Origin of the sequence: Eubacterium maltosivorans, assembly GCF_002441855.2 — a bacterium.
GTDB lineage: Bacteria > Bacillota > Clostridia > Eubacteriales > Eubacteriaceae > Eubacterium > Eubacterium maltosivorans.
Window position 1 is genome coordinate 1,544,327 of the sequence record NZ_CP029487.1, and the last position, 25,188, is coordinate 1,569,514.

Here is a 25,188-nt window from a genome sequence, read left to right on the forward strand (position 1 = left end):
AGCAGAAAAAAGGATCGAAGTTTTAAAACTCCGATCCTCCCCTCCTTTTTACTTGCCTTTTAAAATCTCAAGCGCCTTTTGAAGCTGTGAATCCTGATCTTCCGGGACATTCAGCGTATTCTTGTAGGCTTCGTTCTGCTCAACCACCACGTCGGGCGTCAGGCCCTTTTCGTTAATGTTGCGGCCGTTCGGGGTAAAATATTCCGCATTGGTCAGCTTATAGCCGCTGTTATCCTTAAGCGGAACCACCTCCTGAACAATGCCCTTACCGAATGTTTGTGTTCCTAACAGCTGTCCGGCCCCAGTATCCTGGATGGCCCCGGACAGAATCTCGGAGGAGCTGGCAGTCCCTTCGTTGACCAGCACGATGATTGGCAGATCCAGCTTCACCTCGCCGGTCGAGGTGTAGTCTTTCCGGCTGCCGTTTTTGTCAACCGTGTAGACCACTGTCGTGTCCCCCAGCAGACGGTCTGCCACTGCCACTGCGGAGGTAACGACACCGCCGCCGTTGTAACGTAGGTCGATGATCAGTCCGCTGATATTCTGGCTCAAAAGATTTTCAAGCTCTGCGTTAAAATCCTCTGAGGTCTTGTTGGTAAATTCAGAAATCGAGATATAGCCAATACCGTCGATAACGCTGGACTCAACCGTCGGGGTGTCAATGCTCTTTCTGGTCAGGTTATAGGTTTGTTCCTGCCCGTCCCGCAGCACCGTGACTTCCACCGCCGTTCCCGGATCGCCGCGCATCAGGCTTACGGTATATTCCGAGCCCTTTCCGCTGACATCCTCGCCGTTTACCCTGACGATCTTATCGCCGATCTGCATGCCCGCATCGCCCGCCGGGGTGTTTTTATATGGTGTGACCACCGTGGTGGTGCCGCTCTCATCCTCGGTTACCACCACGCCGATGCCGCTGTAGGTGCCCGTGGAGCTTTCCATCAGCTTCTGAAATTCTTCCTCGGTATAGTAACCGCTGTAGGGGTCGCCGGTGGCCTCAAACATACCCTTCATGGCCCCCTCCATCAGGGTTGTGTCATCCATATCCTTGTAATATTCCTTATCGATGTGCCCCTTTAAGCTTACCAGCTTTTTAAGGCCATCGGCCATTTCTGTGCTGTCAACATTTAAAATCACCTTATTGCCCAGCGCCACGCCGGCGCCGGTTGTCAGGCAAAAAGTTAAAATATTTGTGACAATAAGCGCGATTACCGCTATAACGATAAACTTTTTTCTCTGCCCTTTATCCATTGTCAATCCTTTCAAATCCATTCTATTCAATACTCACCTGAAAAGAATACACTAAAAGCCTTAAAGAAACAATAAAAAAGGAAAGAATCAGACGATTCTTTCCAAATTCTGTCTTTATTTTAATAATAAATGTAATCCCACGGGTCAACTGAAGTGCTGTTGTTTAACAGATAGGTCAGATGCAGGTGTGGTCCGGTGGAATTTCCGGTGCTGCCCACATAACCGATGATATCGCCCTGGTTGACACGCTGGCCATAGGATACGTTATAACCGCTTAAATGCCCGAATAACAGGGTATCGCCATTGTCCATGGCCACCATGATACAGTTGCCGTAGCCCCCGTTCCAGGACGCCATCGTGACATAACCGCCAGCCGGCGCGTGAATCGGTGTGCCTGTGGAGGCGGCGATGTCCATGCCGCCGTGGTTGGTGGAGCCGATTCCGTTGGTATCAGACGCCGGACGGTAGCCAAACCAGCTGGTGATGGTGTAGTTGCCCGGTAACGGCCACATAAAGCCGCTGGATACTACGACGTTGCTGCTGCCACCGCCGGAGGAACCGCTGTCCTCACTGCTGCTGCCGCTGGAAGGTCCGTTTTGGGCCGCTTCTTCCGCTTCCCGCTGCTGTCTTTCAGCTTCTTCCTGCGCCAGACGCGCTTTTAACGCTTCGGCTTCCTGCTGCGCAATGACCGCCAGTTCGGCATTGGCCTGATTCAGAATTTCATCCTGTTTGTTGACTTCCGCCTGATATTGCTGAACCACCTGCTGGTTCTTGGCCAACAGCTCATCCTTCTGTGACTTTATGCTCTGCTGGCTTTGCAAAGCGGTTTCCTGGTCGGCCTTTGCCTGTTCGACCTGGGTTTTGTTGGATTCAATGGTTTCTTTTTTCTCCTGTACCTCCGCACGGGTTTTTTCCAGCGCGGTTGCACAGTCCTTATCGGCCTGTACAATGGATTTCATCATATCCGCCTTGGCGATAAAATCCGCAAAGTCGGTGGCTGAGAAAAGCACCTGCATATAGCCTTCGTTTCCGTACATGTACATGACACGGACACGCTCTTTTAATTCTTCTTCCTGTTTCGCCTGTTTTTCTTCAGCCGCTTCCAGTTCTGCCGTGGTTCTTTCCAGATTAGCGGTCAAATCACTGATCTGGCCATCCAGGGTATTGATCTGACCGTTGATCTTATCCATCTCTGCGTTGGCCTTGCTGATTTCAGCCTGAATCCCCTCGATGGTGTTCTGGGTCATGTCCACCTGGTACTGGGCAGCCTCTTTTTTTGCAGTCGCGTCGTCTTTTTGCTGCTGCAGTTCATCCTTTGTGGCTGCGTAAACCGGAGAAATAAATATTGATAAACAAAATAATGCCGTTACAATTAAAGAAATTTTCTTCTTCATTTTCTGAAGTCCCCTCCTGTTTTTATACGTCTAAGAATTTTCGGATCGCGAACACACTGCCCACCGCACCGATCACAACACCATAAACTGTAAAGAAAAAGATCAGCTGACCCATTACCTGATCCGGTGTCGCCAGTGCCGAGGTCATCGGAAGCAGTACACTGCCGCCGAGCATGCCCAATATATAGTAATAAGCCAAACGCACGATCATCACCGCCACAACAGCTGCGATGAGTCCCAGAAAAGTCCCCTCCAGGACAAAGGGCGTTCGGATATAAGCGTCGGTCGCGCCGACGTATTTCATGATACCGATCTCCTTCCGGCGCGCGAACACCGTGAGCTTGATGGTATTATAAATTAAAAACAATGAAATAACCGACAGAACAATCAGCACAACAATGCTCATGGTATTGGCGAAATGGTTAAAGTTCAGCAGCGCGTTAATGTATTCCTCGCCGTATTTGACATATTCCACCCCTTTGTCCTGATAGGTCAGCGCAAAGGCCTTGACATCATCCATGCTTTCCGAGTCCTTTACCTGAACGATAAAAGAGGCGGGCATAGGATTGTTCTCGGAACTGAAATCACTGAGAAGGCCGGTATAGTCCTCCAGTGAGCTTGAAAAGTTTTGCAGGGCCTCATCCTTTGTTTCAAAGCGAACCTCCGAAATAAGCGGATTGGCCTTCAGGTCCCGCTCCAGGTCGGCGCGCTGTTCCTCGGTGTAGTCTACCTTCAGGAAAATTTTCATTTCCAGCTGAGACTCCACATTCACCGTCGCCTGGCGGATATTGATGGTAAGCACCAGAAAAATTCCCAAAATGATCAGCGCCGCAATGATGGAAAAAACAGCCGCAATACTCATAAGACTGTTTCGCTGCATGCTCTGTGCTGTATCGCGAAGGATCGTCCGGGGCATGGTTTTCCAGTGATTACTTCGCATTGCGGTACCGCCCTTTGACGTCATCGCTGGCAAGATAACCATTTTCGAGGGTCAGAACCCTCTTTTTCATAATATTTACCATTTCACTGTCATGGGTTACCACCACCACCGTGGTGCCATGCTTGTTAATTTCTTCCAGAATACGCATAATATCACGTGATGTTTCCGGGTCAAGGTTCCCTGTCGGTTCATCACAGATCAAAATGCTGGGATTATTGATAATGGCCCTGGCGATAACAACACGCTGCTGCTCCCCGCCGGAAAGCTCATTGGGATAGTGGTTTGCCCGGTGCGAAAGCCCGACCATTTCCAGCGCCAGAGGCACCTTCTTGCGGATCTTGCGCTCGGGCCGGCCAATGATCTCCATGGCATAGGCCACATTTTCATAGACACTTTTATTCTCAAGCAGCCGGAAGTCCTGGAAAACCACCCCCAGCTTTCTTCTCAGATACGGAATCTCTTTTTTGGAAAGCTTGGAAATATCGTGGCCCTTGATCTTAACCGTGCCCATGCTCGCGTCGATTTCACGAAGCAAAAGCTTGATAAAGGTAGACTTTCCGGCGCCGCTGCGGCCAACCAGAAATACAAATTCACCCTTGTCGATAAACAGGTTTACATTTTTTAAGGCGTCTTTTTCATTTTTATCATACGTTTTTGTAACATTTATAAATTCAATCATTCAATCATCTTCCTAGCAGCTTGGTCTTTTGGCAGTTGCCAATGATGCTGTACCGTTTATTTTATACTTTTTAACGCACAAAAACAAGATTTTCTATCCAAGTTTTATCTAAAAGTATTCAAATTATTACTCGAACGCATTAATTATACACAAAATGGTCGCACCTTGCCTTAATTTTTTGATACTTTATAGCCCTTTTAAGAAACAAAAAGATAAAGGATCACAACTTTTCAACTGTGATCCTCTGTTTTTAAGCTTCTGCTTTTAATTTTTCAGCAACGTCGGTTTTTTCCCACGGTAAATCCAGGTCGTTTCTGCCAAAATGGCCATAAGCGGCAACCTGCTTGTAAATCGGTTTTCTCAGGTCAAGATTCTTGATAATCGCGGCTGGTCTCAAGTCAAAATGCTTTCTTACCAGCTCTGCGATTTTATCGTCGGCAACCTTGCCTGTTCCAAAGGTATCGACAAAAACAGATACCGGTTCAGCCACACCAATGGCATAGGCAAGCTGTACCTCACATTTATCAGCCAGGCCTGCCGCCACAATGTTTTTGGCAACATAACGGGCTGCGTAAGCGGCAGAACGGTCGACCTTTGTCGGATCCTTTCCTGAGAAAGCACCGCCGCCGTGGCGTCCATATCCGCCGTAGGTGTCTACGATAATCTTACGTCCGGTTAAGCCGGCGTCGCCCTGTGGGCCGCCGATAACAAAACGGCCGGTCGGGTTGATGAAATATTTGGTGTTTTCATCCAGAAGAGCCGGGTCGATCACAGGCTTAATGACCTTTTCGATCATATCCTTACGGATGGTGGCAGCGTCCACATCAGCGCTGTGCTGGGTCGAAATGACCACAGTGTCCACTCTGGTGGGCACACCGTCGTTGTATTCAACGGTCACCTGAGATTTTCCATCCGGTCTCAGATAATCTACAACACCCTGTTTGCGCACGTCAGAGAGCTTTTTGGTCAGCTTGTGGGCCAATGATATCGGCATTGGCATAAGCTCTGGCGTTTCGTTGCAGGCAAAACCAAACATCATCCCCTGGTCTCCGGCGCCGGTAGCCAGATCTTCCTCTTCCAGCTTTCCTTCTTTTGCTTCAAGGGCCTTGTCCACACCCATGGCAATGTCCGAAGACTGTTCGTCAATGGAGGTTAAAACCGCGCAGGTTTCACAGTCAAAGCCGTATTTCGCACGGTCATAGCCAATGCCGCGGATGGTCTCACGGACAATTTTAGGAATGTCTACATAGCAGTTGGTGGTGATTTCACCCGCTACTAAAACCAAGCCAGTTGATACGGATGTTTCACAGGCAACACGGGCCATTGGGTCCTGTTCGATGATCGCGTCCAGCACCGCATCGGAAATCTGGTCACAGATTTTATCCGGATGGCCTTCAGTAACGGATTCTGAGGTAAATAATTGTTTCATTATTCGCTCCTTAAAAATTTGTATTGTCGTAATTCTATTTACCTTTGATAAAGATCACAGATTTTTTAAATCCTTAAATAAAATTAACCCCATGCGCGCATGGGGTTAGATTCGTTCAAAAACCCCATCATTACAGTTTAACTGCAGGTATTGGCACCATGCTTATGCTGGTTGCCGGGTTTCATCGGGCCTGTCCCTCCACCTCTCTGGATAGGTAAATATTCAATTACTTGTAATAGGATAAACCTACAGGGCTGTTTTGTCAAGCCCCTTTTATGGAAAAAAACAAACGGCTTACTGATTCATCCGCCTTTCAATAACGTCAATATCCTTTGGAATCTGCGGCGACAGGTTTTCCGGTCCGTTTTCTGTGATGAGGATATCATCCTCAATTCTCACGCCCATCCCCATTTCCGCAATATAAAGCCCCGGCTCGCAGGTGATGACCATGCCGGGCTCCAGGATATATTCCCGCTTATCATTGGTGTCATGGGTATCCAGCCCCAGTGAATGGCCGATGCCGTGATAATAGAATTCATTGATGTCTTTATCTTTGGGCACAATGTTGTTTTTTAAACATTTCTCAAGAAAAATATCCTTGGTTGCCTGTTGGATATCCAGCATTTTTGCACCGGGCTGGTACATCTGGATCAGCTCTCGCTGAGCTTCCAGAACCATGCTGTAGACCATGGCCTGTTCGTCAGTGTATTTTCCAGAAACCGGAAAGGTACGGCTGATATCGCCGCAATAGCCCTTATAGCGGGCCCCCAGGTCCAGAAGCACCATATCGCTTCCCTTCATGGTTGCCTGGTTTTTTATGTAATGCAGCACCGTAGCACTTTTGCCAGAGGCCGCAATGGTCTGGAAGGATACCCCCTGAGCGCCCAGCATATTGATGGTGTATTCAAAGACCGCCTGAATCTGATATTCCTTCATATCTGGCTTCAAATTTTCAAGAATAGCGTCGATCCCCTTCGCGGTTATTTCGATGGCGTCACGCAGCGCCTGGATTTCCTCGGGTTTTTTAATTAACCGCATGGCGGTCAAATAAGGCTGAAGGTTTTGAATCTCCATATCTGCGAACAGCAGCTTGACCTGCGGATCGCTGGTCGCAAAGCTCTGATGCCTGGGCATGGTAAAATCAAAATACAGGTTGTCAAAACGGGTTTCCTGTAAAACGCAGGGCTCCAGATCAGAGTTGTAACGCACCTCCTCGATACCAGATAACGCCTGAGCTTCCTCAATACTGATCTTAGCGCCCACCCATTTTTCCTTAAAAGGGTCTGGCTCATCAATGAATAAACGCTCTGTAACCTCGCCATTGGCGTCCTTTTCCATCAGAAGGGTCACATTAGGCTCCTCAATCCCCGTCAGATAATAAAAGTTGTTATCTGTGTAAAAGGGATAGTCCGCGTCCAGCGACTGCTGGACCGCCCGTCCGGAATAGATGATCGCCAGGCTCTCCATCTCCAGCTTTTCGCCTAATTCTCTGCGGGTTTGTCTATAAAAATTCTGTGATAATGGCATTTTCACACTTCCTTTTAATTATTTTGTCACTAAGGACTATTGTAAACATAAAAAAGACCAAATTCAATACTGAATTTGATCTTTAGCCAAAAGAGTCAGCGCATTTCACCAATCCCCTTTTTTATTGCAATACATACCTTTCCAAAAGCCAGGCCACGCCGTCTTCATCATTGGTTTTCTCACCAACGGCATCGGCGTGCACCTTAACGCTGTCCATGGCGTTTTTGACCGCCATCCCCAACCCGGCGCCTTCGATCATCGGAATATCATTTTCGCTGTCCCCGATACAGGCCATCTCATCGGCCGCAATGCCGTAAAACTTGGCCAGCTCCGTAAGGGCCGCGAATTTGTTCAGGCCCTCCATGGTGATTTCCATAAGATTGCGCCCCGCGTGAAAGGTAATGGTTCCATCGCAGCGGATCGACTGGATACGCTCAAGCTCTTCCTCAGACTGATAGGAAAACACAAACTTAAGGGCATCTTCTACTGCCGAAAGATCCTCCAGCCGCTCAATATAAGGCCGGCGCACACCAGGTACCTTCCCATAAACATGGCACAGAGGCTGGTCTGCTATATCATAAAACATATTGTGGCTCGTGGCCACAAAGCAGGGCACCCCCAGCTCCCGCGTCTGGCTTAAAACACTGAGATACCGGGCTCTGTCGATGGCACCCATCACCTTTAAAATTTTATCCTCGTTAAAAATAGTCCCGCCGCCGTCGCCAACGTGGTATTCTTTTTCAAGCCCCAGCCCAATCTTCTTGATGAACACCAGCTGAGATTCATTAAACCGTCCGCTTGCTGTAACCACCCGGATTCCTCTGTCGATGCACGCCTCCAGCACTTCCCGGTTTTTATGGGAAATCTGCTTATCTGTTGTCAAAAGGGTGTCGTCAAGATCAAGGGCAATCAGACGAACCATCTCATCATCCCCCAACTGCCATAAGGCCGAGGGCGCATAATGTTGTCACAATAACGCCTGCGATGGCTGAGCCCAGAATAACCGACAGCATGCCGCGCTTAAAGTCCATCTCAATGAGCGATGCGGCAAGACAGCCGGTCCAGACGCCAGTGCCCGGCAGCGGAATCGCCACAAAAATCATCAACCCCCAGAATTTGTACTGTGTGATTTTCTCTGATTTTTTCATCCCTCTTGTGTGCAGCCAATTGGCAAAGGGGCCAAAAACCTTTGTACCCCGCATCCATTTTAAGACCGCCGGTAAAAACAGCAGAATAAAGGGCGCCGGTATAATGCTTCCGAGCCAGGACAGCAAAAAAACCTGAAGGTAAGGCATGTGCAGCACCAGGGTTCCCCACGGAATTGCGCCTCTGAGTTCAACAATCGGAATCGCTGAGATAATGAAAACCTCCAGCCAGTCCGGTAAAAAAGCAAAAAAATTAATAATCGCCTGGGACATTCGTTTCTCCTTTGTTTTTAATCATCTTTATTAAAACTTAAGCATTTTCAATATTGGAATATGCAATTAAAAATTATAACATTAATTTCTATCCGAAACAACTATAAAGGTGCTTGACAAGCTTTCCAAAAGTTTTATTTTCAGTTAAAAAACCGGTGCAAAATTTGTTTTTTCCTTTGTATAATGGTAAAATACCAGTAGTTTGTTATATAAAGGAGACATCATGAAAAAGATCCTCGGACCTTTAAGAAGAGCAGTTGAAAAATATGAAATGATACGCCCCGGCGACCGCATCGCAGTTGGTCTGTCCGGCGGTAAGGACAGCACCGCACTGCTGGTTGCCATGAAGCGCTTTCAATATTTCTCGCCAGTTCCTTTTGAACTGGAGGGTATTACCTTAGATATGGGCTTTGGCGGAATGGACTTTGAACCGCTGGTTCAGCTCTGCGCTGAGCTGGACATCCCCTACACCATCAAAAAAACACAGATCGGTCCCATTGTTTTTGAGGCCAGACAGGAAAAAAAACCCTGCGCCCTCTGCGCCAGAATGAAACGCGGCGCACTGCACGACCTGTCCATTGAGCGGGGCTGCCGTAAAATCGCCCTCGGCCACCACGCCGATGACGCCATCGAGACCTTTTTCCTGAGCCTTTTTTATGAGGGCCGCGTCAACACCTTTTCACCGGTAACCTACCTTGACCGGAAGGATATCACCCTGATTCGCCCCTTAATCTTTGTTAAGGAAAAGGATATTGTCTACAATCCTGAGGTCAAAGCACTGCCCGTCATTAAAAGCACCTGTCCCGCCGACGGCCATACCAAGCGTGAGGACATGAAAGACATGATGAAAGAGCTCAGAAAGACCATTCCCGAGCTGGATGACCGCATCCTGAAGGCCATCCAGAATAAAGAACAGTTCCACCTGTGGTTCTGATCACTTTTGACATATTACATTACATGATATTTATATATAAAAGGAGAACAGCATGAACGAAAAAATTTTAGTTGTCGATGACGAAGCCGCTATCGTAGATTTAATCAAAATGGAGCTAGACTTTGAGGGTTATCAGGTAGAGACCGCCTACGATGGTCAGGAAGCCATAGAAAAGGCACAGAGCTTTGAACCAGACCTCATTGTCCTGGACATCATGCTGCCCAAGGTCAATGGCTATGATGTCTGCAAAACCCTGACGCCAGTAATGGACGTTCCCATCATCCTCTTAACCGCTAAAACCGATATTATCGACAAGGTTCTCGGCCTTGAGCTGGGCGCCGACGATTACCTGACCAAACCCTTTGACAACCGTGAGCTGCTGGCCCGTATCAAGGCCCATCTGCGCCGCGCTACCAAGGCTCCGGCCGCCAAGAAAACCGATGCCGTTATCAAAAACGGACCTCTCAGCATCATGCCGGATGAGCGGACGGTTCTGCTTGATGGCAAGGAAGTGCACCTGACGCCAAAGGAATTTGACCTTTTATACCTGTTGGCCTCCAATCTCGAGCAGGTCTTTCCACGGGATACGCTGCTTGAAAAAATCTGGGGCTACGATTATTACGGCGACACCCGAACGGTCGACATGCACGTTCAGCGAATCCGCCGCAAGATCGATACCCAGCCCAATAAATTCATCCAAACCGTTTTTGGGATCGGATATAAAATGAGGAAAATCTGATGCAAATGACCTACCGGGGGCGAATGATTGTTTACAATATCGCCCTTTTTATCGCTACCTTTATCATTGTTATTTTCTGTGTGGTCCAGGGCGTTACCTACTACTATATCAACCAGGCAAAGGATAAGCTCGGGGTCATGAGTCAGGACGCAGTGCTTTATATTGGCCAGGAGCTCAAGGCCAGCTCCTCCGAAGCGGCCAATGAAACCCGCTACATCGACAACAGCCTGTCCTTCAGCAAAAGCATTGCCCAGCTCGAAAACAGCCGGGTTATTCTTTTCGACGCCGCCGGCAACGCCATTGCGGACTCCGTCTCGATTCCGGACAATCAATTTCTGAGCAATGAGATTGCCCTTTCTCGCCAAAAGGACAGTCCGGTCATGACTCTGAAAAGCATCGACAACACCAGTGTTCTTTATTATGTATCGCCAATCGAGATCGACAATAATTTTCTTGGCTATGTTGGCTTTATCTATTCACTGGATAATATGGACTCCTTCCTCAGCCTGTGCACGCTTTTGTTTGTCATCGGCGGAATTCTGGGCCTGACCATTCTGGTGGTGGTCACCCTGTCCTTCTCCAAGCATTTTGTCCAGCCCATCAAGGATTTGACCCGCATTTCAAGCGAAATCAACAAGGGCAATTACAATGTCATGGTTCATTACAGCCGGGACGATGAGATCGGGGATCTCACCCAGGTTTTTAACAAGATGTCTCAGAATGTCAACAATGTAATCCTACAGCTGGAATCCGAACGAAAACGCCTCGCCAGTGTTCTGGCCTCCCTTGACGACGGGTTGCTGGCCATAGACAAAAAGGGGAATATCATCACGTCCAATTCCTATATCAAAACCTACTTTAATATATCCAACCCCAAAACAATCTATGATTTCCAGTACCAGTCCTTCCTCCGGGATATGTTTGACGATCTTAAAAACGGCAAGGACCATATATCAGAGGAAATCGACTGTAACGGCCGTAATCTCCTTATCATCGGCAGTCCCATCCGGGAAGCCGGCTATGAAGAAAATTACATGATCATCATCCGTAACGTCACTGCCACCAAGCAGTTCCAGAATGAACAGAAAAAATTCATCAGTTCAGTTTCACATGAGCTGCGGACGCCGCTGACGACCATTATCGGCTACACGGATATGCTCACCCGGAGACAGGTGGTGGACCCCGAAATTCTGAACCGTTCGCTGTCGACCATCAATCGTGAGGGGCACCGTCTGCTGCGCCTTGTGGATGATTTACTGAATGTGAACCAGTTTGATAAAATCGAATTTGACGTTAAAAAGGCTAACCTCGACCTGCATGCCCTGCTCATCGATGTCGTCGACCAAATGCAGATTAAATCCAGCCAAAACGACATTGAGATCAACTATAAATCGGACGAGAACCTGCCGGAGATACTCGGCGATTACGACCGGCTCCAACAGCTTTTCATCAATGTTTTACACAACGCGATCAAATACTCTGACAAAGGGGATATCATCGACGTGGTTTCCACGCGCGAAGACGGCAGTATTGTTGTTTCAATCCGCGATTACGGTGTTGGTATCTCCGACGTGGAAAAGGACCGCATCTTCAATGCTTTCTACCGTGTCGATGAAGACCGCGCCCGGAGCGAGGGCGAAGGTGGCGCTGGACTTGGCCTCTACCTGGTAAAACAGATCGTTGAAAAGCACAATGGCACCATCCGCGTCGACAGCCAGGTCGGTGAAGGCACCAACGTTATCGTAACCCTGCCCGTCATTGAAAAAGCACTTGCCGGAGGTGAAGAAAATGAAAAAGAATAAATGGATCACGCTGCTTCTGCTTTGTGCGCTCCCATTTTTCCTCGGCGGCTGCAGAAGCTTTCTGGTGCCCCAGGATAAACCGCTGGCTCTTAACAACGCACTGCTTCAGCAAAAAAACGCACAGAGCAAAATGGAAATCCTTTCCTTTGAAAACATCGGAACCGGGATGGTTCAGGACATATCTTACGACGGCAGCACACTTCTGTTACTTAACACCACTGAAGCGCCGCCCATCACCTATAACATCAATTTGCTCAAGGTGGGTGAAAATGAAAACCAGCTGACCAGCTTTGTCAATTCCGAAAAGCACCAGCTTTCCGCCAAATTCGACGAATACGCCAGAGGTGTCTTTTATGTTGAAAAGGGGCTGGACACTGGAAACGAAAAATCCTCAAACCAGCTTATCTGGACCTCCATCGACAAGAGCGTTACAAAGACCATTTCCTCTCCTGAGGAAAATGTCAACTCAAATATCTGTATTGTGGACGATAGCAGCGTCATCTACAGCAACACCAGCAATCAGATTGTCATGGCAAACTCAGACGGCGACCGCCGTATTTACCATACGGTCCGCGGCATTCCCGTTCAAGATATCCAATATTACCCCAAAAACAACGCGGTTATCTTCACAGGTACAGACCCGACCGATGATCAGAAAACAAACCTGTACCTTTCCGAGATAAAGGACGGAACTGATGAGCTCAGCTCTACCCTAATCGATGAAAATGTTATAAACTTTGATATTAACCGCCAAAACGGCAGCATTATCTACACGCAAAATTATGGAGATTCCAACCGGATCATGAGTTACAGTATCAGCAAAGGGACTCAGGCCTCCGTTATCAGCGAAGGGAATTTTACTTCGGCGGTGTATACGCCAGGCGGAGAGAAAATCCTGTACACGCAGTTTTCCAGCATCAATACCAAGACCTCTCAGTCCATCTGGATCATGGATGCAAACGGAAAAAACAAGCTGCAGATATCCGCCCCCCTGACCCTGACCTCGGCAATTATCGCCCACCCCTACAAGTCCACGATCTATTTCTCCATCGAGAAAAAAAGGGAGGCAACTACTGCCGACACCAAAGGGCAGCCCATTTCACAAATCTACAAAATCGATTATAACATTAATTAGCCGCAACGCCCGGGTACCATGCTGGTACCCGGGCGTTGTCTTTATAAATATATGCGCACTTTTTAACAAAACAATGGCTGATTATGATATAATAGAACATAATGACGAATACATTTCAGGAGGAAAATTTATTTTATGGACAGTAGCAGTCTAATAATGATGTTTGTTCTCGCACTGCTTATTTTAATGTCGGCCTATTTTTCGGCCACCGAGACAGCCTTTTCAACCTTTAACAAAATCCGCATGAAAAACATGGCGGCCGAAGGCAATAAGAAAGCAGCTCTGGTACTGAACATCAGCAAAGACTACGACAAAATGCTCTCGACCATTCTCATCGGCAACAATATTGTGAACATTACCTCAGCCTCGCTGGCAACCGTCCTGTTTACCCGGTATTTTGGCGATCTGGGCGTCACCATCTCCACTGTGGTCATGACCATCCTTGTTTTGATTTTCGGGGAAATTTCTCCCAAAAGTATGGCCAAAGAGAGCCCTGAGAAGTTTTCTGTTTTTTCAGCGCCGATTTTAAATTTTTTTATTTATCTTCTGACACCCCTGACCTTTGTCTTTTCACAGTGGAAAAGACTGCTGTCAAAATTTTTCAAATCCGCGGACGGTCCCAGCTTCACTGATGAAGAACTGAAAACCATTGTGGATGAAGCCCAGAACGAAGGGGTATTAGACGAACATGAGAGCGAGCTGATCCGTTCCGCCATTGAATTTGACGACCTCAGTGCCGGGGATATTGCCATTCCCAGAGTCGATATCTCTGCCATCGATCTCGAAACGCCGCTGGATGAAATAGAACAGCTCTTTTCAACCACCGGTTACTCCAGACTTCCGGTATACATCAAAAGCATTGATAATATCATTGGCATGATCCATGAGAAGGATTTTCATTCACTGATCAATCACGATATTACCTCTATTCAGGGAATTGTGGCCGATGTGGTGTACGCCAGTGAAAACATGAAAATCTCTACGCTGCTGCGGCTGCTTCAAAAGTCTAAGACCCATATGGCCATTGTCGCGGACGAATTCGGCGGCACATTTGGGCTGGTCACCCTTGAAGATATACTGGAAGAGCTTGTGGGCGATATATGGGACGAACATGACCAGATCGTGGAAGTTTTCAAGCCCCTGGACGATCATACAACCCTGGTTTCCTGCCATGCTAACCTCATCGATATGTTTGAATACTTCAATATCCAATTTCAAAATAAGGACCTGGACTCCAATACCGTCAACGGCTGGGTGGTTGACCTGCTTGGCCATATACCAAAGGTCGGCGACACCTTCACCTATGAAAATCTTGCCATTACCATCACAAAAGCCAGCCTCAAGTGTGTTCTTGAAATCAAGATCGTCCGGACAGAAGAGCCTGAAAAAGATGCTTGAATTTAATCCATTAAAAAAAGCCTGCAAAAACGGCAGGCTTTTTTATTTTTTTGCTTAAACCATGCGAACCTTACCTTGATAAACCATCCCGCGCTTCGGATCGACGGAGATCAGCTTACCATGTCCGATGATTTCGAGGGCCTTTTCAACGCCGACGATTACCGGAATATTATAGTGTAATCCGGCAATGGCGCCTTCGGAGCTCAGGCCGCCTTCTTCTGTAATGATGGCCGCTGCCTTGTCCAATATCCACGAAATATCCGGCGATAAGGATTTGACAACCAGGATATCCCCTTCCTTGAATTCAGAAGCGTTATCTTCATTGATCAGTTTTGCATAGCCTGTTACCGGCTTATCACCAATACCGGTACCACTCATAATCGCATTGCCCACGGTATGGACTTTGATCATATTCGTATTGCCCTGTACGCCAAGGGGTACGCCAGCCGCCACAACGGCCAGATCGCCAATTTTGACAACGCCCAGCTCTACAGCCGCCTGTACCGAGTCATGCACCATGGAGTCAGTATCTCTGAGCTCTGTCATATACATGCAGTAAACACCCCAGGAAAGGGTTAAACGGCGGACAGTGGATACTTTATCACTGACAGCTAAAATTGTACATTCCGGGCGGTATTTAGACAGCATACGCGGTGTATGTCCAGAGGAGGTCGCCGCAATAATAGCTGTCGCATCCAGGTTAGCTGCAATCTGTACAGCGGCTTCACTAACCGCATTGGTGATGGTCAGTTCGCCGTGCTCTGGTTTTTGACGGTTAATGTATTCTTCAGAGCGCTCTGTTTTTTCCACGATATTTGCCATGGTTTCAACCGCCTGTACCGGATAAGCACCCGCTGCGGTTTCGCCAGAAAGCATTACTGCATCCGTACCGTCAAATACCGCGTTGGCAACATCACCAACTTCGGCTCTTGTCGGTCTTGGATTACGGATCATGGAATCCAGCATCTGTGTGGCTGTGATAACCGGTTTACCCAGAAGATTACATTTTTTAATGATGCTCTTCTGCACCAATGGCACTTCCTCAGCCGGGATTTCTACACCAAGGTCCCCCCTGGCAACCATAATACCATCAGAAACCGCTAAAATACGGTCGATTTTTTCAACACCTTCACGGTTTTCAATTTTGGAAATAATCTGGATATTTCCGCCGCCGTTATTTTCGAGTACCTTACGGATCGCAATAACATCCTGCGGCTTGCGCACAAAGGACGCTGCGACAAAGTCGACTTTCTGCTTAATCCCAAAGATTAAGTCACTTTCATCCTTGGGTGTCAAACCTGGCAGATTAATTTCGACATTTGGAATATTGACGCTTTTTTTAGAGCCCAATACACCTCCGTTGTCGATACTGCAATAGATTTCTGTTCCATCAATGCGGTCGACATTCAGTTCGATCAGTCCATCGTCAATCAGAATTTTATTTCCTACTGACAAGTCATCCGGCAGCCCTTCATAGCTGACACTGACACGGTCTGCATCCCCTTCGATCTGTTCCGAGGTCAGCACAATTTTTTTACCGGTTTCAAGGGTTACTTTTCCTTCTTTTAAGTCTCCGGTACGGATTTCCGGACCTTTTGTATCCAGCATCAGCGCGACTGGAATGTTCAGCTCTTTACGCACTTCTTTAATTCTCTGGATTCTTCCCGCATGCTCTTCATGGCTGCCGTGTGAAAAGTTTAAACGCGCTACATTCAGCCCGCCCTGGATCATTTTGGTTAAAATCTCTTTTGAATCGGATGCCGGCCCAAGGGTACACACCATTTTTGTTTTTTTCATACTGTTATAACCTCACTTTATATTAATATTTATGTCAAATTTCTTAAATCGTTAAATCGACAGGATCTTTGCAATTTTGTACATGTCTTTACGGAAAACTTTTGGAGTTTCCAGCGCCTCCTCAAGGGGAACCATGATGTACTCGCCCTTGCGCTGTACCACAACATTTCCGGTATTGTCATTAACGATCGCTTCTACCGCTTTATATCCCATAAAGCTTGCAAGATTGCGGTCAAAATGAGACGGTGATCCACCTCTTTGGATATACCCTAAATTGGTGCCTTTAGTTGTAACCTGTGTCAATTCCTCAATTTTTTTGCAGTAATCACGGTAGCTGCCGCAGCCTTCAGCCAGCATGACAATGCTGTGAAGCTTCCCACGATCCTTGCCAGCCAGCAGCCGGTCACAGATTCCCTCAAGGTTAGTTTCAATTTCAGGGATGATCAATGCCTCTGCACCAACCGAGAAGCCTGCATACAGAGCGATATCTCCGCAGGTACGTCCCATGACCTGCACCACGTTGATCCGGTTGTGGGAAAAGGTGGTATCACGGATTTTTCCAATGGCTTCAATGGCTGTAGTCACAGCGGTGTCAAAGCCGATGGTAAAATCACTGGCGCCAAAGTCATTATCAATGGTCCCGGGAATCCCCACAACGCTCACACCCAGCTTTTTCAATGCCAGTGCCCCGCTCAGGCTCCCGTCTCCGCCGATGATAATCAGATGTTCAATGCCATACTCCCTCAAAACCTCGGCTGCGCGCTTCTGTCCTGCCTCGGTCGGAAAAAACTCACTTCTGGAGGTTCTTAAAATGGTACCACCCTTTTGCAGAATATCTGCGACTGAATAGACATTTAATGGGCTGATATCTTTATCCAGCAGGCCTGCATAGCCGCGATTGATGCCGTAAACATCAATTTTATGATAAATGGCTGTCCGGACAACTGCCCGGATCGCCGCGTTCATTCCTGGTGCGTCACCACCACTCGTTAAAATACCAATTTTCATTTGAGTACCTCCACTTTATTCTGCCCTAGAATTGCTTCCAGGTTATTTATTAATTCATCACAGACGCTCACCCAAAGGTTTTTATCTGCGCCAAATTTTTTATGTTCTTTTTCAAAATGCAGCTCCACTGGCACTTGACCCGGTGTTTTCATTAAAACGGATTTGATCTCTTTTAGCAAGGGCTTTTGTGTAAAATCTGTAAAATGAATGACCAGCTTCTCCTTCTGTTCAGACGGTGCATACACTGTTCTTTCCTCTTTCACCTGCGGAATATCCGCTTTCAGGCTGAGAGGATAGACCTGTTCGCAGATAACAGAAACATTCATTTCTTCATTATAATTTATTTTACCTCTCACAATCACCGCATGGTCCACAGTCAGGAGAGGACGGTATTTCTCCAATGTATTGGGGAATACAACCACCTCCAGGCGGCCGTATAAATCTTCCAGTGTCATAAAAGCCATCAGCTTGCCATTGCGGGTAATCTGATTTTTGATGTCATCGATGAGTCCGCCAATAATCACTGCCCCGCCGTCTCTGATTCCAGAATCTCTCAGGTCTTCATAGCTGTCAAGCATACTGCTGTTAAGGTTTGTCTTTTCTTTTAAGGTATTCTCATACTTTTCGAGGGGGTGCCCCGTAACATACAGGCCGAGCACCTCTTTCTCCAACGCCAGCCGCTGCTCCTTGGTAAAGGGCGCCACATCAGGCAGAAAGTCTTCCTTCAGGCTGCTGTTCCCGCCAAAATCCAGCAAGGATATCTGGCCGGCAAGGCGGTCGCGTTTTTCGCGCTGCACCTGGTCCACCATCCGCTCTGCGCCAAGCAAAAGCTGAGCGCGGGTGCTTCCGGTATAGTCAAAGGCGCCACTTTTAATCAGGCCTTCCACCATGCGTTTATTCAAGGCTTTTAAATCGACTTTCTCACAGAAATCCCGAAAGCCCTTGAACGGGCCGCCACTCTCTCTGGCATTTACAATCGACACGATGGCATTTTTCCCAAGTCCCTTAATGGCGCCTAAGCCAAAGCATATCTTGTTGTTCTTTACAGAAAACTTATCATAGCTGACATTCACATCCGGCGGCAGCACCTTGATGTCATTTTTACGACAGTCCTCGATATATTTGGATACCTTTTTTTCATCATCCATCACAGAGGACATTAAGGCCGCCATAAATTCTGTGGGGTAATAGCATTTCAGCCAGGCTGTCTGGTAGGCAATAACCGCATAGGCCGCGGCATGTGATTTATTAAAGGCGTACTTGGCAAAATCCTTCATCTCCGCATATATCTGCTTTGCCACGTTTTCCGGCACGCCCCGGTGTACTGCGCCGTCGATGATAGACACGCCGTTTTCATCCACCTCGCCGTGGATGAAAACCTCACCTTCCTGGTCCATGACATCAATTTTCTTTTTCGACATGGCACGGCGGACCAGATCACTTCTGCCCATGGTAAAGCCTGCCACATCTCTGAATATCTGCATAACCTGTTCCTGATAAACCATACATCCGTAGGTAACGTTCAGAATCGGTTCCAAAATCGGGTGCAGATAGGTGATTGCCTCCGGACTTTTTTTATTTTCAATATATCTTGGTATCTGATCCATGGGGCCAGGGCGGTAAAGGGAAATACCGGCAATGATGTCTTCGAAATGCTCTGGCTGCAGATCACGCATAAACGCGATCATCCCTTTACTTTCAAGCTGAAATACCCCCAGTGTATCACCCTTGGACAGCATCTTGTAAACCTTGGAATCCTCGAGATCAATATTGTCTAAATTGATCTCTTTCCCCTGGCTGTGTTTTATATTTTCGAGGGCGTCCCGGATAACCGTAAGGGTTCTCAGGCCCAGGAAGTCCATCTTTATAAGCCCAAGGTCCTCCAGGAGTCCCATGGGAAACTGAGTGGTAATCATGTCTCCGTTTCTGTAGAGCGGCACATATTCCATCAGCGGCTTATCTGAAATAACTACACCTGCCGCATGGGTGGAGGCATGGCGGGCCAGCCCCTCCATGGATTCGGCCATATCCAGAAGCTTGGAAACCTCTGGATCGTTTTCCTTCATCTTTCGCAGCTCGCTGTTTTCTTCCAAAGCCTTTTCAATCGTAATATTCTGTCCGGGGTGCATTGGAATTTCCTTGGCCACCTTATCTACTGCATTGTAGGGCATATTCAAGGCTCTTCCCACATCGCGCACCGCACCTCTGGCGGCCATGGTACCAAAGGTAATAATCTGGGCTACATGATCTGCGCCGTATTTTCTGATAACATAATCAATGACTTCCTGTCTTCGTTCATAACAGAAATCGCAGTCGATATCCGGCATCGTGATTCGTTCAGGATTTAAAAAACGTTCAAACAGAAGATTGTATTTCAGGGGGTCCAGGGTCGTAATGTCCAGCCCGTAGGCCACGAGGCTTCCTGCTGCAGACCCCCGGCCAGGCCCAACCATGATGTCATGATCCTTGGCGTACTTAATAAAATCCCAGACCACCAGAAAATAATTGTCAAAGCCCATAGAGTGGATAACGTCGAGCTCATAATCCATGCGTTCCTTTATTTCCGGCGTGAGCTCCTGATACCGCTCCTTAAGGCCTGTTTCACAAAGCTTTCTCAGATAGTCGCCCGCAGAGCTTTCCCCCTCTGGGAGCTCAAACTCTGGCAAATGAGCGCTTTCAAGGTCAAAGCTCACATTGCAGCGCTCTGCAATTTTGTTGGTATTCTCAATGGCTTCCGGCACATCAATAAATAACCGGGACATTTCATCCGAGGATTTCAGATAAAATTCATCATTTGGAAACCGCATCCGCTCCTTATCATCCACAGAAGCAGCTGTCTGGATACACAAAAGCACATCATGGGCTTCGGCATCCTCTTTACGGACATAATGAACATCATTGGTCGCTACCAGAGGAATATCATATTTTTTAGAAAAATCGATGAGCACCTCATTGACCTGCGCTTCCTTCTGCATGCGGTGATCTTGTATTTCAAGGAAGAAATTTCCCTTACCGAAAATATCCTGATACATCTGGCAGATTTCGTTTGCTTTCTGCAACTGCCCTTCAATGATCAGCCTTGGAATTTCCCCGCCAATACAGGCTGACAGGCAGATGATGCCTTCATGATGCTTTCTTAAATAGTCATGATCAACCCTGGGTTTATAGTAAAATCCATCAATAAAGCCTTCCGATACGACTTTCATCAGGTTTTTATAACCATCGTTATTTTCGGCAAGCAGTACCAGATGATAGGGATTGGTATCAATGTTACCTTCCTTCTGGTCAAGACGGCGGGGCGAAACATAGACCTCGCAACCAATAAGCGGCTTGATGCCTTCCTCCAGGCAGGCTTTGTAAAAATCGACCGCGCCAAAAAGCACCCCATGGTCCGTAAGCGCGAGACTTTTCATTTTCAAATCCTTTGCTTCTTTCACGAGCTGCTTAATTCTTCCAAAACCATCTAAAAGGCTAAACTCACTGTGGACATGTAAATGTGTAAATTCAGATTCGATCTGGATTCCCTCCTTTCTCTGTTATTTTCCAATAATTTCTCATATTATATCACATTACGAAAACAAAATACACCCCCTATTGTCCCAGATGGATAATATTGTTCCCGGTTACAATTGCATTTTTTAAAGTTCCTGTTAAATAATTTGAATTATAATAGCAAGCGCAGTAGAGATATGGTATAATTATCAATTATAAAATAAATAAGGAGTGTCTTTTTATATGGGAAAAAACAAAACCGGCGGCATGGGCACCGGAAAAAAAGTAGCTTTGATTATCGTAGCCATCATTTTCGCTCTTATTTTGGGCGGGGGCTTATACGCCTACTCATACATCCAGAATACGATGAACAAAATGGACAAGGTTGATATTTCAGATAACGCTCAGGATTTGGGCATTACTGAAAACAAAAATGGTGAGATTGTCAATATTGCCCTTTACGGCATCGATGCCGCCGAAGGCGAAACCGGCCGTTCTGACTCGATCATGATCCTGACTTTAGACAATGTCCACAACCGCATCAAGCTGACCTCTGTCATGCGTGACTCTTATGTCGACATTGCAGGACACGGCATGGACAAAATCAACCATGCCTATGCTTTTGGCGGCCCTGAGCTTGCAATCCGCACGCTCAACGAAAATTTCGGGCTGAATATTACAGACTTTATGTCTGTCAATTTTACCTCAATGCCCGAAATCATCGATATGCTTGGCGGCGTTAGCATTGACATCACAGATGAAGAAATCGCGACCGGACAGATTCCCGGGCTGTACCAGTCTGGCACCCAGCTCTTAACGGGCGACCAGGCCCTGGCTTATTCCAGAATCCGCTATGCCAGCGGCAATGATTTTAAGCGAACTGAACGCCAACGGACCGTCTTAAACGCCCTTGTCGTAAAAATGATCCAGCAGCCTGTAACCAGCTACCCGGGTTTGATCAGTGATCTTGCACCTTATATTACCACCAGCCTTTCTAATCAGGAAATGCTTGATATGACTACCAAATATGGCGCGCTGGCGAAGCAGGGCATTAAGCAGAACCGCTTCCCACAGGATGATGACGCCAATGGTCAGATGATCGACGGTGTGTATTATCTGGTATTTGATATCCCAACTGTTCGTGAAAAAATGGACGCCTATATCTTTCAGGATCAAAGCGTTTAATAGAGGCTGATATAAAAATAAAAAAAGAACACCGTGTTGGGTGTTCTTTTTTTATATCTTTAATAATTATTTGTAAAGGTAAAGGTCGAGCTTGCTCCCTTACTGTCTGTAACCACCACTGTATGTTTTCCAGACATATAGCTAGTCACTGTGCCAATGATCTCCATTGCCTCGCCGTCAAGCGTAACAGAAGTAATCTGTTCCGGGCTGCTGTAAGCCAGCGTTACAAACTCAGAACTGACGGTTCCTCCATTTGTAAGCCCCGCCGGTGTCTGTGCAGTGATTACAGGGCCCTGTATCTGCGCTACTTCACCCGTGTAGGGCTCAGATTTAATATCAGAAGCCTTTTTTCCGCCTTCTTCAGCGATAACCACATTCGGATCAATTGAAAACCTTAGAACAGCTTTGCTGCCATTATTGTCTTCGACAATGATCTCATAATTACCCGGGTTTGACAGCAGAGCCTCTGTTACCTTTTCCTGTGACTGTGGATCGTTCAAAGATATTCCGTTGACGAAAGCATCCTTTAAACCGGAAGTCTTAAACGCGACAGATACATCGCTGTTTGTCACATTGTTTTCATTAAAAAGATTATTTGAGGTGATCGTAATCGTTGGAGCCGTGGTTTTATCCGTGCTTTGTACGCTGGTAGACGGCTGGTTCGCATTCGCTGCGACTTTCTTTTTGCCATCATTATTCCAGGTTTTTAAACCATATACAATAATGACGCAAAACACCACAAACAGAATAACAATCACTGTATTTTTTACATGTTTCATTTACTGAATTCCCACCCCTCCTAAACGTTTTTTGCCAGACTTCTTAAATGAAGGGAAAAAATGATGTTTTTTCTTAGGGCTGTATTCGATCGGACTGCACTGAATCGTCCCTCTATTACCAAGAACAATTGCTGGATTCAAATTCATAATTTGTTCAAATTCTTTACGTCCGACAATTTCTTCTGCACGATCCAATGCTCTTTCCATCAGCTCATAGCTCTTGACACGGTGTGCGTCGCTGGCCAGAAACTGAACCATATTGTGCTCCAGCATGATCTCAGCCGTCTCTTTAGAAGCACTGCCATAAAAGCCTGTCAAGCTTAATGCGTTTGTCTGTATATAAGTTCCTTTATCCATAAAGTCCAATAATATATTAGGATTTTCTCTGACAAAATCATATCTTTCAGGATGCGCTAAAATCGTTGAGTATCCCTTTGCCTGTAATCGGTAAAGAAACTCCTGCAAATGTTCGACACTCGAATCATGCCGCATGGTTTCCACTAAAAAATAGTTGCTTTTGTTCAGGGTGGTAAACTCACCTGTCTCAACCATCTGTATCATATCTGGTTCATAATAGAGCTCATTTCCCAAAAACAGCTGTATATTGATATTTTCTTCCGCAACTGCTTTTATCAAAGCCTTCAATCTTTTTTTGTTCTCAGCAACTCTGGAAACAAAATTCGTATAGCTCATGTAATGTGGTGTTAAAACAACGCCGCGGAAACCTATCCGCTCCGCAACTCTGAGCATCTCAAGGCTGTTCTCAATTGTTGGGGAACCATCATCGATACCGTATAGCACATGCGTGTGTATATCAATCATACTGTCTGCCCCTTACTTTCCTCTTTTTTCTTTAATTTTCCGCTGCTTCTTCTCTTTCTTGCTTTGATGTTGGTCTTCTTCGTAAGCACTGTAGTAATAATAATATCCGCTCCGCTTGCTTACCGGCGCATTATTCGCCACAACACCGACAATATTTCCATTGACGTTGCGCAGTGTTTCAAGGGCCAAACGCACCCCTTCCTTATTGGTGACGCTGATCGCCGCAACTACGATGTAACCATCTGTTACATGCGAAAGAACCGCGGCGTCTGTTACAACACCAACAGGCGGTGCGTCAATCAAAATATAGTCAAAGGCCAGTTTAAACTGGTTAATTAACTCAATGAGCCGCTTGCTGGCCAGAATTTCCGAAGGATTCGGCGGGATAGGACCTGAAGAAATAATGAAAAGATTCTCAACATCAGTTGTCTGAATCGCTTCTGTTGGCTCACATTCTCTTAAAAGTACATTTGTCAGCCCTCGTTTATTAGGTTGCTCGAATAAACGGTGGATTCTGGGGCGGCGCAGGTCACAGTCAATCAAAAGCACTTTCTTTTTTGACTGGGCAAGGGCAACCGCATAGTTTGCAATAATCGTCGACTTTCCTTCACCTTTACCCGTACTTGTTATCGTAAGAACCCTCAGTTCCTCATCAATATCAGCAAAGGTTATGTTGGTACGCATATTCCTGAAGGCTTCAGAAATTGGATCCTTAGGAGATTTATAGGTAATTATGGAATCCTTCATTATCTTTTACCTCCTTCAGAATGGGTCATAAGCTCTTCAGAATGTGGTATAACCGCAACAACCGGTACCCCATCAATAAGTTCTTTTAGTTCATCAACAGACTTAACGCTGGTATTGAGCATCTCTCGGATAAAGATAATGAAAACACTCACAACAATACCGAGTAAAAAGGCAATCGCAACATTCAGCTTTAAATTCGGAGAAACGGGAGTTGAATTGACCTCTGCCGCGTCGACCACCTGCAAGTTGCTGATTTTCATCAATTCACCAATATTGGACATGAACACTTTCGCTGTTTCATTAGCAATGTTGGCTGCCTCAACAGGATCCTCATCTGTGACGGTAATCTTAATCAGCTCCGTATCATTAACAGTGGTGACATCAATCATTTTAGAGAGCTGTCCATCGCTTAAATCAAGGTTCAGATTATTTTCAACCTCTGAGACAACACTCTTACTTTTTGCAATTTCACTATAAGTGCCGACCAATTTCTGGTTCGTCAAGACTTCATTGTAGTTCGCATTTGCATTTGTATCGGAGTAACCCTCTGATTTACCGATCATTAACGTTGTGTAACTGCTGTACTCTTTGTTCATAAAAAAGATGGTAAACACTGAAACCACAATCATAAAACACAAGGTTAAAATGACAATAAATTTCCAGTTTTCCTTTAACATATCCAGTATGTCATGTAAACTAATCTCTTCCATCAAAA

The 25,188-nt window shown here is 46.5% G+C and carries 21 protein-coding genes and 1 riboswitch; of the genes, 6 read left to right on the plus strand and 15 right to left on the minus strand.

The genetic code is table 11. The features are described 5' to 3' along the window. Window positions 1–48: 48 nt before the first annotated feature. The 8 genes from CPZ25_RS07650 to CPZ25_RS07685 form a co-directional block, all read right to left on the minus strand. Window positions 49–1,269, minus strand: coding sequence for a S41 family peptidase (locus tag CPZ25_RS07650; protein WP_243129363.1), 1,221 nt, complete (start codon window positions 1,267–1,269; stop codon window positions 49–51). A gap of 98 nt (window positions 1,270–1,367) precedes the next feature. Then, window positions 1,368–2,642, minus strand: a complete 1,275-nt coding sequence (locus CPZ25_RS07655; RefSeq protein WP_096920440.1) for a murein hydrolase activator EnvC family protein — start codon at window positions 2,640–2,642, stop codon at window positions 1,368–1,370. A gap of 22 nt (window positions 2,643–2,664) precedes the next feature. Continuing rightward, window positions 2,665–3,582, minus strand: a complete 918-nt coding sequence (gene ftsX / locus CPZ25_RS07660; protein ID WP_096920439.1) for a permease-like cell division protein FtsX — start codon at window positions 3,580–3,582, stop codon at window positions 2,665–2,667. Continuing rightward, window positions 3,572–4,261 (minus strand): cell division ATP-binding protein FtsE, encoded by a 690-nt coding sequence (gene ftsE, locus CPZ25_RS07665; RefSeq protein WP_096920438.1) that lies wholly within the window; start codon window positions 4,259–4,261, stop codon window positions 3,572–3,574. The genes ftsX and ftsE overlap by 11 nt, the downstream gene beginning before the upstream one ends. Before the next feature lie 250 nt (window positions 4,262–4,511). Continuing rightward, entirely contained in the window at window positions 4,512–5,693 is a 1,182-nt protein-coding gene (metK, locus tag CPZ25_RS07670; protein ID WP_058693828.1) for a methionine adenosyltransferase, read from the minus strand. A gap of 118 nt (window positions 5,694–5,811) precedes the next feature. Continuing rightward, a riboswitch (SAM riboswitch) is annotated at window positions 5,812–5,907 on the minus strand. A gap of 77 nt (window positions 5,908–5,984) precedes the next feature. Beyond that, window positions 5,985–7,217, minus strand: a complete 1,233-nt coding sequence (locus CPZ25_RS07675) for an aminopeptidase P N-terminal domain-containing protein (RefSeq protein WP_074617607.1) — start codon at window positions 7,215–7,217, stop codon at window positions 5,985–5,987. 121 nt (window positions 7,218–7,338) lie between these two features. After that, the gene (locus CPZ25_RS07680) at window positions 7,339–8,139 is read right to left on the minus strand and encodes an HAD-IIB family hydrolase (protein ID WP_058693826.1); all 801 of its coding nucleotides are present in this window, start codon (window positions 8,137–8,139) and stop codon (window positions 7,339–7,341) included. Window positions 8,140–8,143: 4 nt separating this feature from the next. Continuing rightward, window positions 8,144–8,635, minus strand: a complete 492-nt coding sequence (locus tag CPZ25_RS07685; RefSeq protein ID WP_058693825.1) for a COG2426 family protein — start codon at window positions 8,633–8,635, stop codon at window positions 8,144–8,146. 223 nt (window positions 8,636–8,858) lie between these two features. Between CPZ25_RS07685 and CPZ25_RS07690 the strand changes: the two genes are divergently transcribed. The 5 genes from CPZ25_RS07690 (at window position 8,859) to CPZ25_RS07710 (ending at window position 14,643) form a co-directional block, all read left to right on the plus strand. After that, complete coding sequence (locus tag CPZ25_RS07690; RefSeq protein WP_096920437.1) at window positions 8,859–9,569, plus strand: tRNA lysidine(34) synthetase; 711 nt, start codon at window positions 8,859–8,861, stop codon at window positions 9,567–9,569. A gap of 52 nt (window positions 9,570–9,621) precedes the next feature. Next, complete coding sequence (locus CPZ25_RS07695) at window positions 9,622–10,308, plus strand: response regulator transcription factor (protein ID WP_074617610.1); 687 nt, start codon at window positions 9,622–9,624, stop codon at window positions 10,306–10,308. Continuing rightward, complete coding sequence (locus CPZ25_RS07700; RefSeq protein ID WP_058693822.1) at window positions 10,308–12,110, plus strand: ATP-binding protein; 1,803 nt, start codon at window positions 10,308–10,310, stop codon at window positions 12,108–12,110. The genes CPZ25_RS07695 and CPZ25_RS07700 overlap by 1 nt, the downstream gene beginning before the upstream one ends. Further along, entirely contained in the window at window positions 12,097–13,245 is a 1,149-nt protein-coding gene (locus CPZ25_RS07705; protein ID WP_058693821.1) for a TolB-like translocation protein, read from the plus strand. The genes CPZ25_RS07700 and CPZ25_RS07705 overlap by 14 nt, the downstream gene beginning before the upstream one ends. Before the next feature lie 135 nt (window positions 13,246–13,380). Further along, window positions 13,381–14,643: an HlyC/CorC family transporter gene (locus tag CPZ25_RS07710; RefSeq protein WP_096920436.1), complete on the plus strand. Its 1,263-nt coding sequence runs from the start codon at window positions 13,381–13,383 to the stop codon at window positions 14,641–14,643. A gap of 54 nt (window positions 14,644–14,697) precedes the next feature. On the opposite strand, the gene pyk is transcribed toward CPZ25_RS07710, so the two are convergent. Genes pyk through CPZ25_RS07725 form a run of 3 tightly spaced genes read right to left on the minus strand, consistent with a single transcriptional unit; the run spans window position 14,698 to window position 20,963 of the window. Further along, the gene (pyk, locus tag CPZ25_RS07715; RefSeq protein ID WP_058693819.1) at window positions 14,698–16,440 is read right to left on the minus strand and encodes a pyruvate kinase; all 1,743 of its coding nucleotides are present in this window, start codon (window positions 16,438–16,440) and stop codon (window positions 14,698–14,700) included. Window positions 16,441–16,491: 51 nt separating this feature from the next. Continuing rightward, entirely contained in the window at window positions 16,492–17,448 is a 957-nt protein-coding gene (pfkA, locus tag CPZ25_RS07720; RefSeq protein WP_058693818.1) for a 6-phosphofructokinase, read from the minus strand. Continuing rightward, window positions 17,445–20,963 carry a DNA polymerase III subunit alpha gene (locus CPZ25_RS07725; RefSeq protein ID WP_096920435.1) on the minus strand — a complete coding sequence of 1,173 codons (3,519 nt, stop codon included), beginning with the start codon at window positions 20,961–20,963 and terminating at the stop codon, window positions 17,445–17,447. Before CPZ25_RS07725 ends, pfkA begins: the two co-directional genes overlap by 4 nt. A gap of 220 nt (window positions 20,964–21,183) precedes the next feature. Between CPZ25_RS07725 and CPZ25_RS07730 the strand changes: the two genes are divergently transcribed. Then, window positions 21,184–22,125, plus strand: a complete 942-nt coding sequence (locus CPZ25_RS07730; protein WP_058693816.1) for an LCP family protein — start codon at window positions 21,184–21,186, stop codon at window positions 22,123–22,125. Window positions 22,126–22,184: 59 nt separating this feature from the next. Here CPZ25_RS07730 and CPZ25_RS07735 read toward each other — a convergent pair whose 3' ends face one another. The 4 genes from CPZ25_RS07735 to CPZ25_RS07750 are packed head-to-tail and all read right to left on the minus strand — an operon-like array spanning window position 22,185 to window position 25,183. Next, window positions 22,185–22,904 carry a hypothetical protein gene (locus tag CPZ25_RS07735; protein WP_096920434.1) on the minus strand — a complete coding sequence of 240 codons (720 nt, stop codon included), beginning with the start codon at window positions 22,902–22,904 and terminating at the stop codon, window positions 22,185–22,187. After that, a complete protein-coding gene (locus tag CPZ25_RS07740) occupies window positions 22,905–23,726 on the minus strand; it encodes a tyrosine-protein phosphatase (protein WP_096920433.1) in 822 nt (273 codons plus the stop codon). It abuts the gene before it with no gap. Window positions 23,727–23,738: 12 nt separating this feature from the next. Continuing rightward, complete coding sequence (locus CPZ25_RS07745; protein WP_074617614.1) at window positions 23,739–24,473, minus strand: CpsD/CapB family tyrosine-protein kinase; 735 nt, start codon at window positions 24,471–24,473, stop codon at window positions 23,739–23,741. Continuing rightward, entirely contained in the window at window positions 24,473–25,183 is a 711-nt protein-coding gene (locus CPZ25_RS07750; RefSeq protein WP_058693812.1) for a YveK family protein, read from the minus strand. Before CPZ25_RS07750 ends, CPZ25_RS07745 begins: the two co-directional genes overlap by 1 nt. Window positions 25,184–25,188 lie beyond the last annotated feature (5 nt).

Excerpts from the sequence above, each read along its gene's own strand:
- CPZ25_RS07650 (WP_243129363.1), bottom strand. The coding sequence starts at position 1,269 with ATGGATTTGAAAGGATTGACAATGGATAAAGGGCAGAGAAAAAAGTTT.
- CPZ25_RS07655 (WP_096920440.1), bottom strand. The coding sequence starts at position 2,642 with ATGAAGAAGAAAATTTCTTTAATTGTAACGGCATTATTTTGTTTATCA.
- ftsX (WP_096920439.1), bottom strand. The coding sequence starts at position 3,582 with ATGCGAAGTAATCACTGGAAAACCATGCCCCGGACGATCCTTCGCGAT.
- ftsE (WP_096920438.1), bottom strand. The coding sequence starts at position 4,261 with ATGATTGAATTTATAAATGTTACAAAAACGTATGATAAAAATGAAAAA.
- CPZ25_RS07675 (WP_074617607.1), bottom strand. The coding sequence starts at position 7,217 with ATGCCATTATCACAGAATTTTTATAGACAAACCCGCAGAGAATTAGGC.
- CPZ25_RS07680 (WP_058693826.1), bottom strand. The coding sequence starts at position 8,139 with ATGGTTCGTCTGATTGCCCTTGATCTTGACGACACCCTTTTGACAACA.
- CPZ25_RS07685 (WP_058693825.1), bottom strand. The coding sequence starts at position 8,635 with ATGTCCCAGGCGATTATTAATTTTTTTGCTTTTTTACCGGACTGGCTG.
- CPZ25_RS07690 (WP_096920437.1), top strand. The coding sequence starts at position 8,859 with ATGAAAAAGATCCTCGGACCTTTAAGAAGAGCAGTTGAAAAATATGAA.
- CPZ25_RS07695 (WP_074617610.1), top strand. The coding sequence starts at position 9,622 with ATGAACGAAAAAATTTTAGTTGTCGATGACGAAGCCGCTATCGTAGAT.
- CPZ25_RS07700 (WP_058693822.1), top strand. The coding sequence starts at position 10,308 with ATGCAAATGACCTACCGGGGGCGAATGATTGTTTACAATATCGCCCTT.
- CPZ25_RS07705 (WP_058693821.1), top strand. The coding sequence starts at position 12,097 with ATGAAAAAGAATAAATGGATCACGCTGCTTCTGCTTTGTGCGCTCCCA.
- CPZ25_RS07710 (WP_096920436.1), top strand. The coding sequence starts at position 13,381 with ATGGACAGTAGCAGTCTAATAATGATGTTTGTTCTCGCACTGCTTATT.
- pyk (WP_058693819.1), bottom strand. The coding sequence starts at position 16,440 with ATGAAAAAAACAAAAATGGTGTGTACCCTTGGGCCGGCATCCGATTCA.
- pfkA (WP_058693818.1), bottom strand. The coding sequence starts at position 17,448 with ATGAAAATTGGTATTTTAACGAGTGGTGGTGACGCACCAGGAATGAAC.
- CPZ25_RS07730 (WP_058693816.1), top strand. The coding sequence starts at position 21,184 with ATGGGAAAAAACAAAACCGGCGGCATGGGCACCGGAAAAAAAGTAGCT.
- CPZ25_RS07735 (WP_096920434.1), bottom strand. The coding sequence starts at position 22,904 with ATGAAACATGTAAAAAATACAGTGATTGTTATTCTGTTTGTGGTGTTT.
- CPZ25_RS07740 (WP_096920433.1), bottom strand. The coding sequence starts at position 23,726 with ATGATTGATATACACACGCATGTGCTATACGGTATCGATGATGGTTCC.
- CPZ25_RS07745 (WP_074617614.1), bottom strand. The coding sequence starts at position 24,473 with ATGAAGGATTCCATAATTACCTATAAATCTCCTAAGGATCCAATTTCT.
- CPZ25_RS07750 (WP_058693812.1), bottom strand. The coding sequence starts at position 25,183 with ATGGAAGAGATTAGTTTACATGACATACTGGATATGTTAAAGGAAAAC.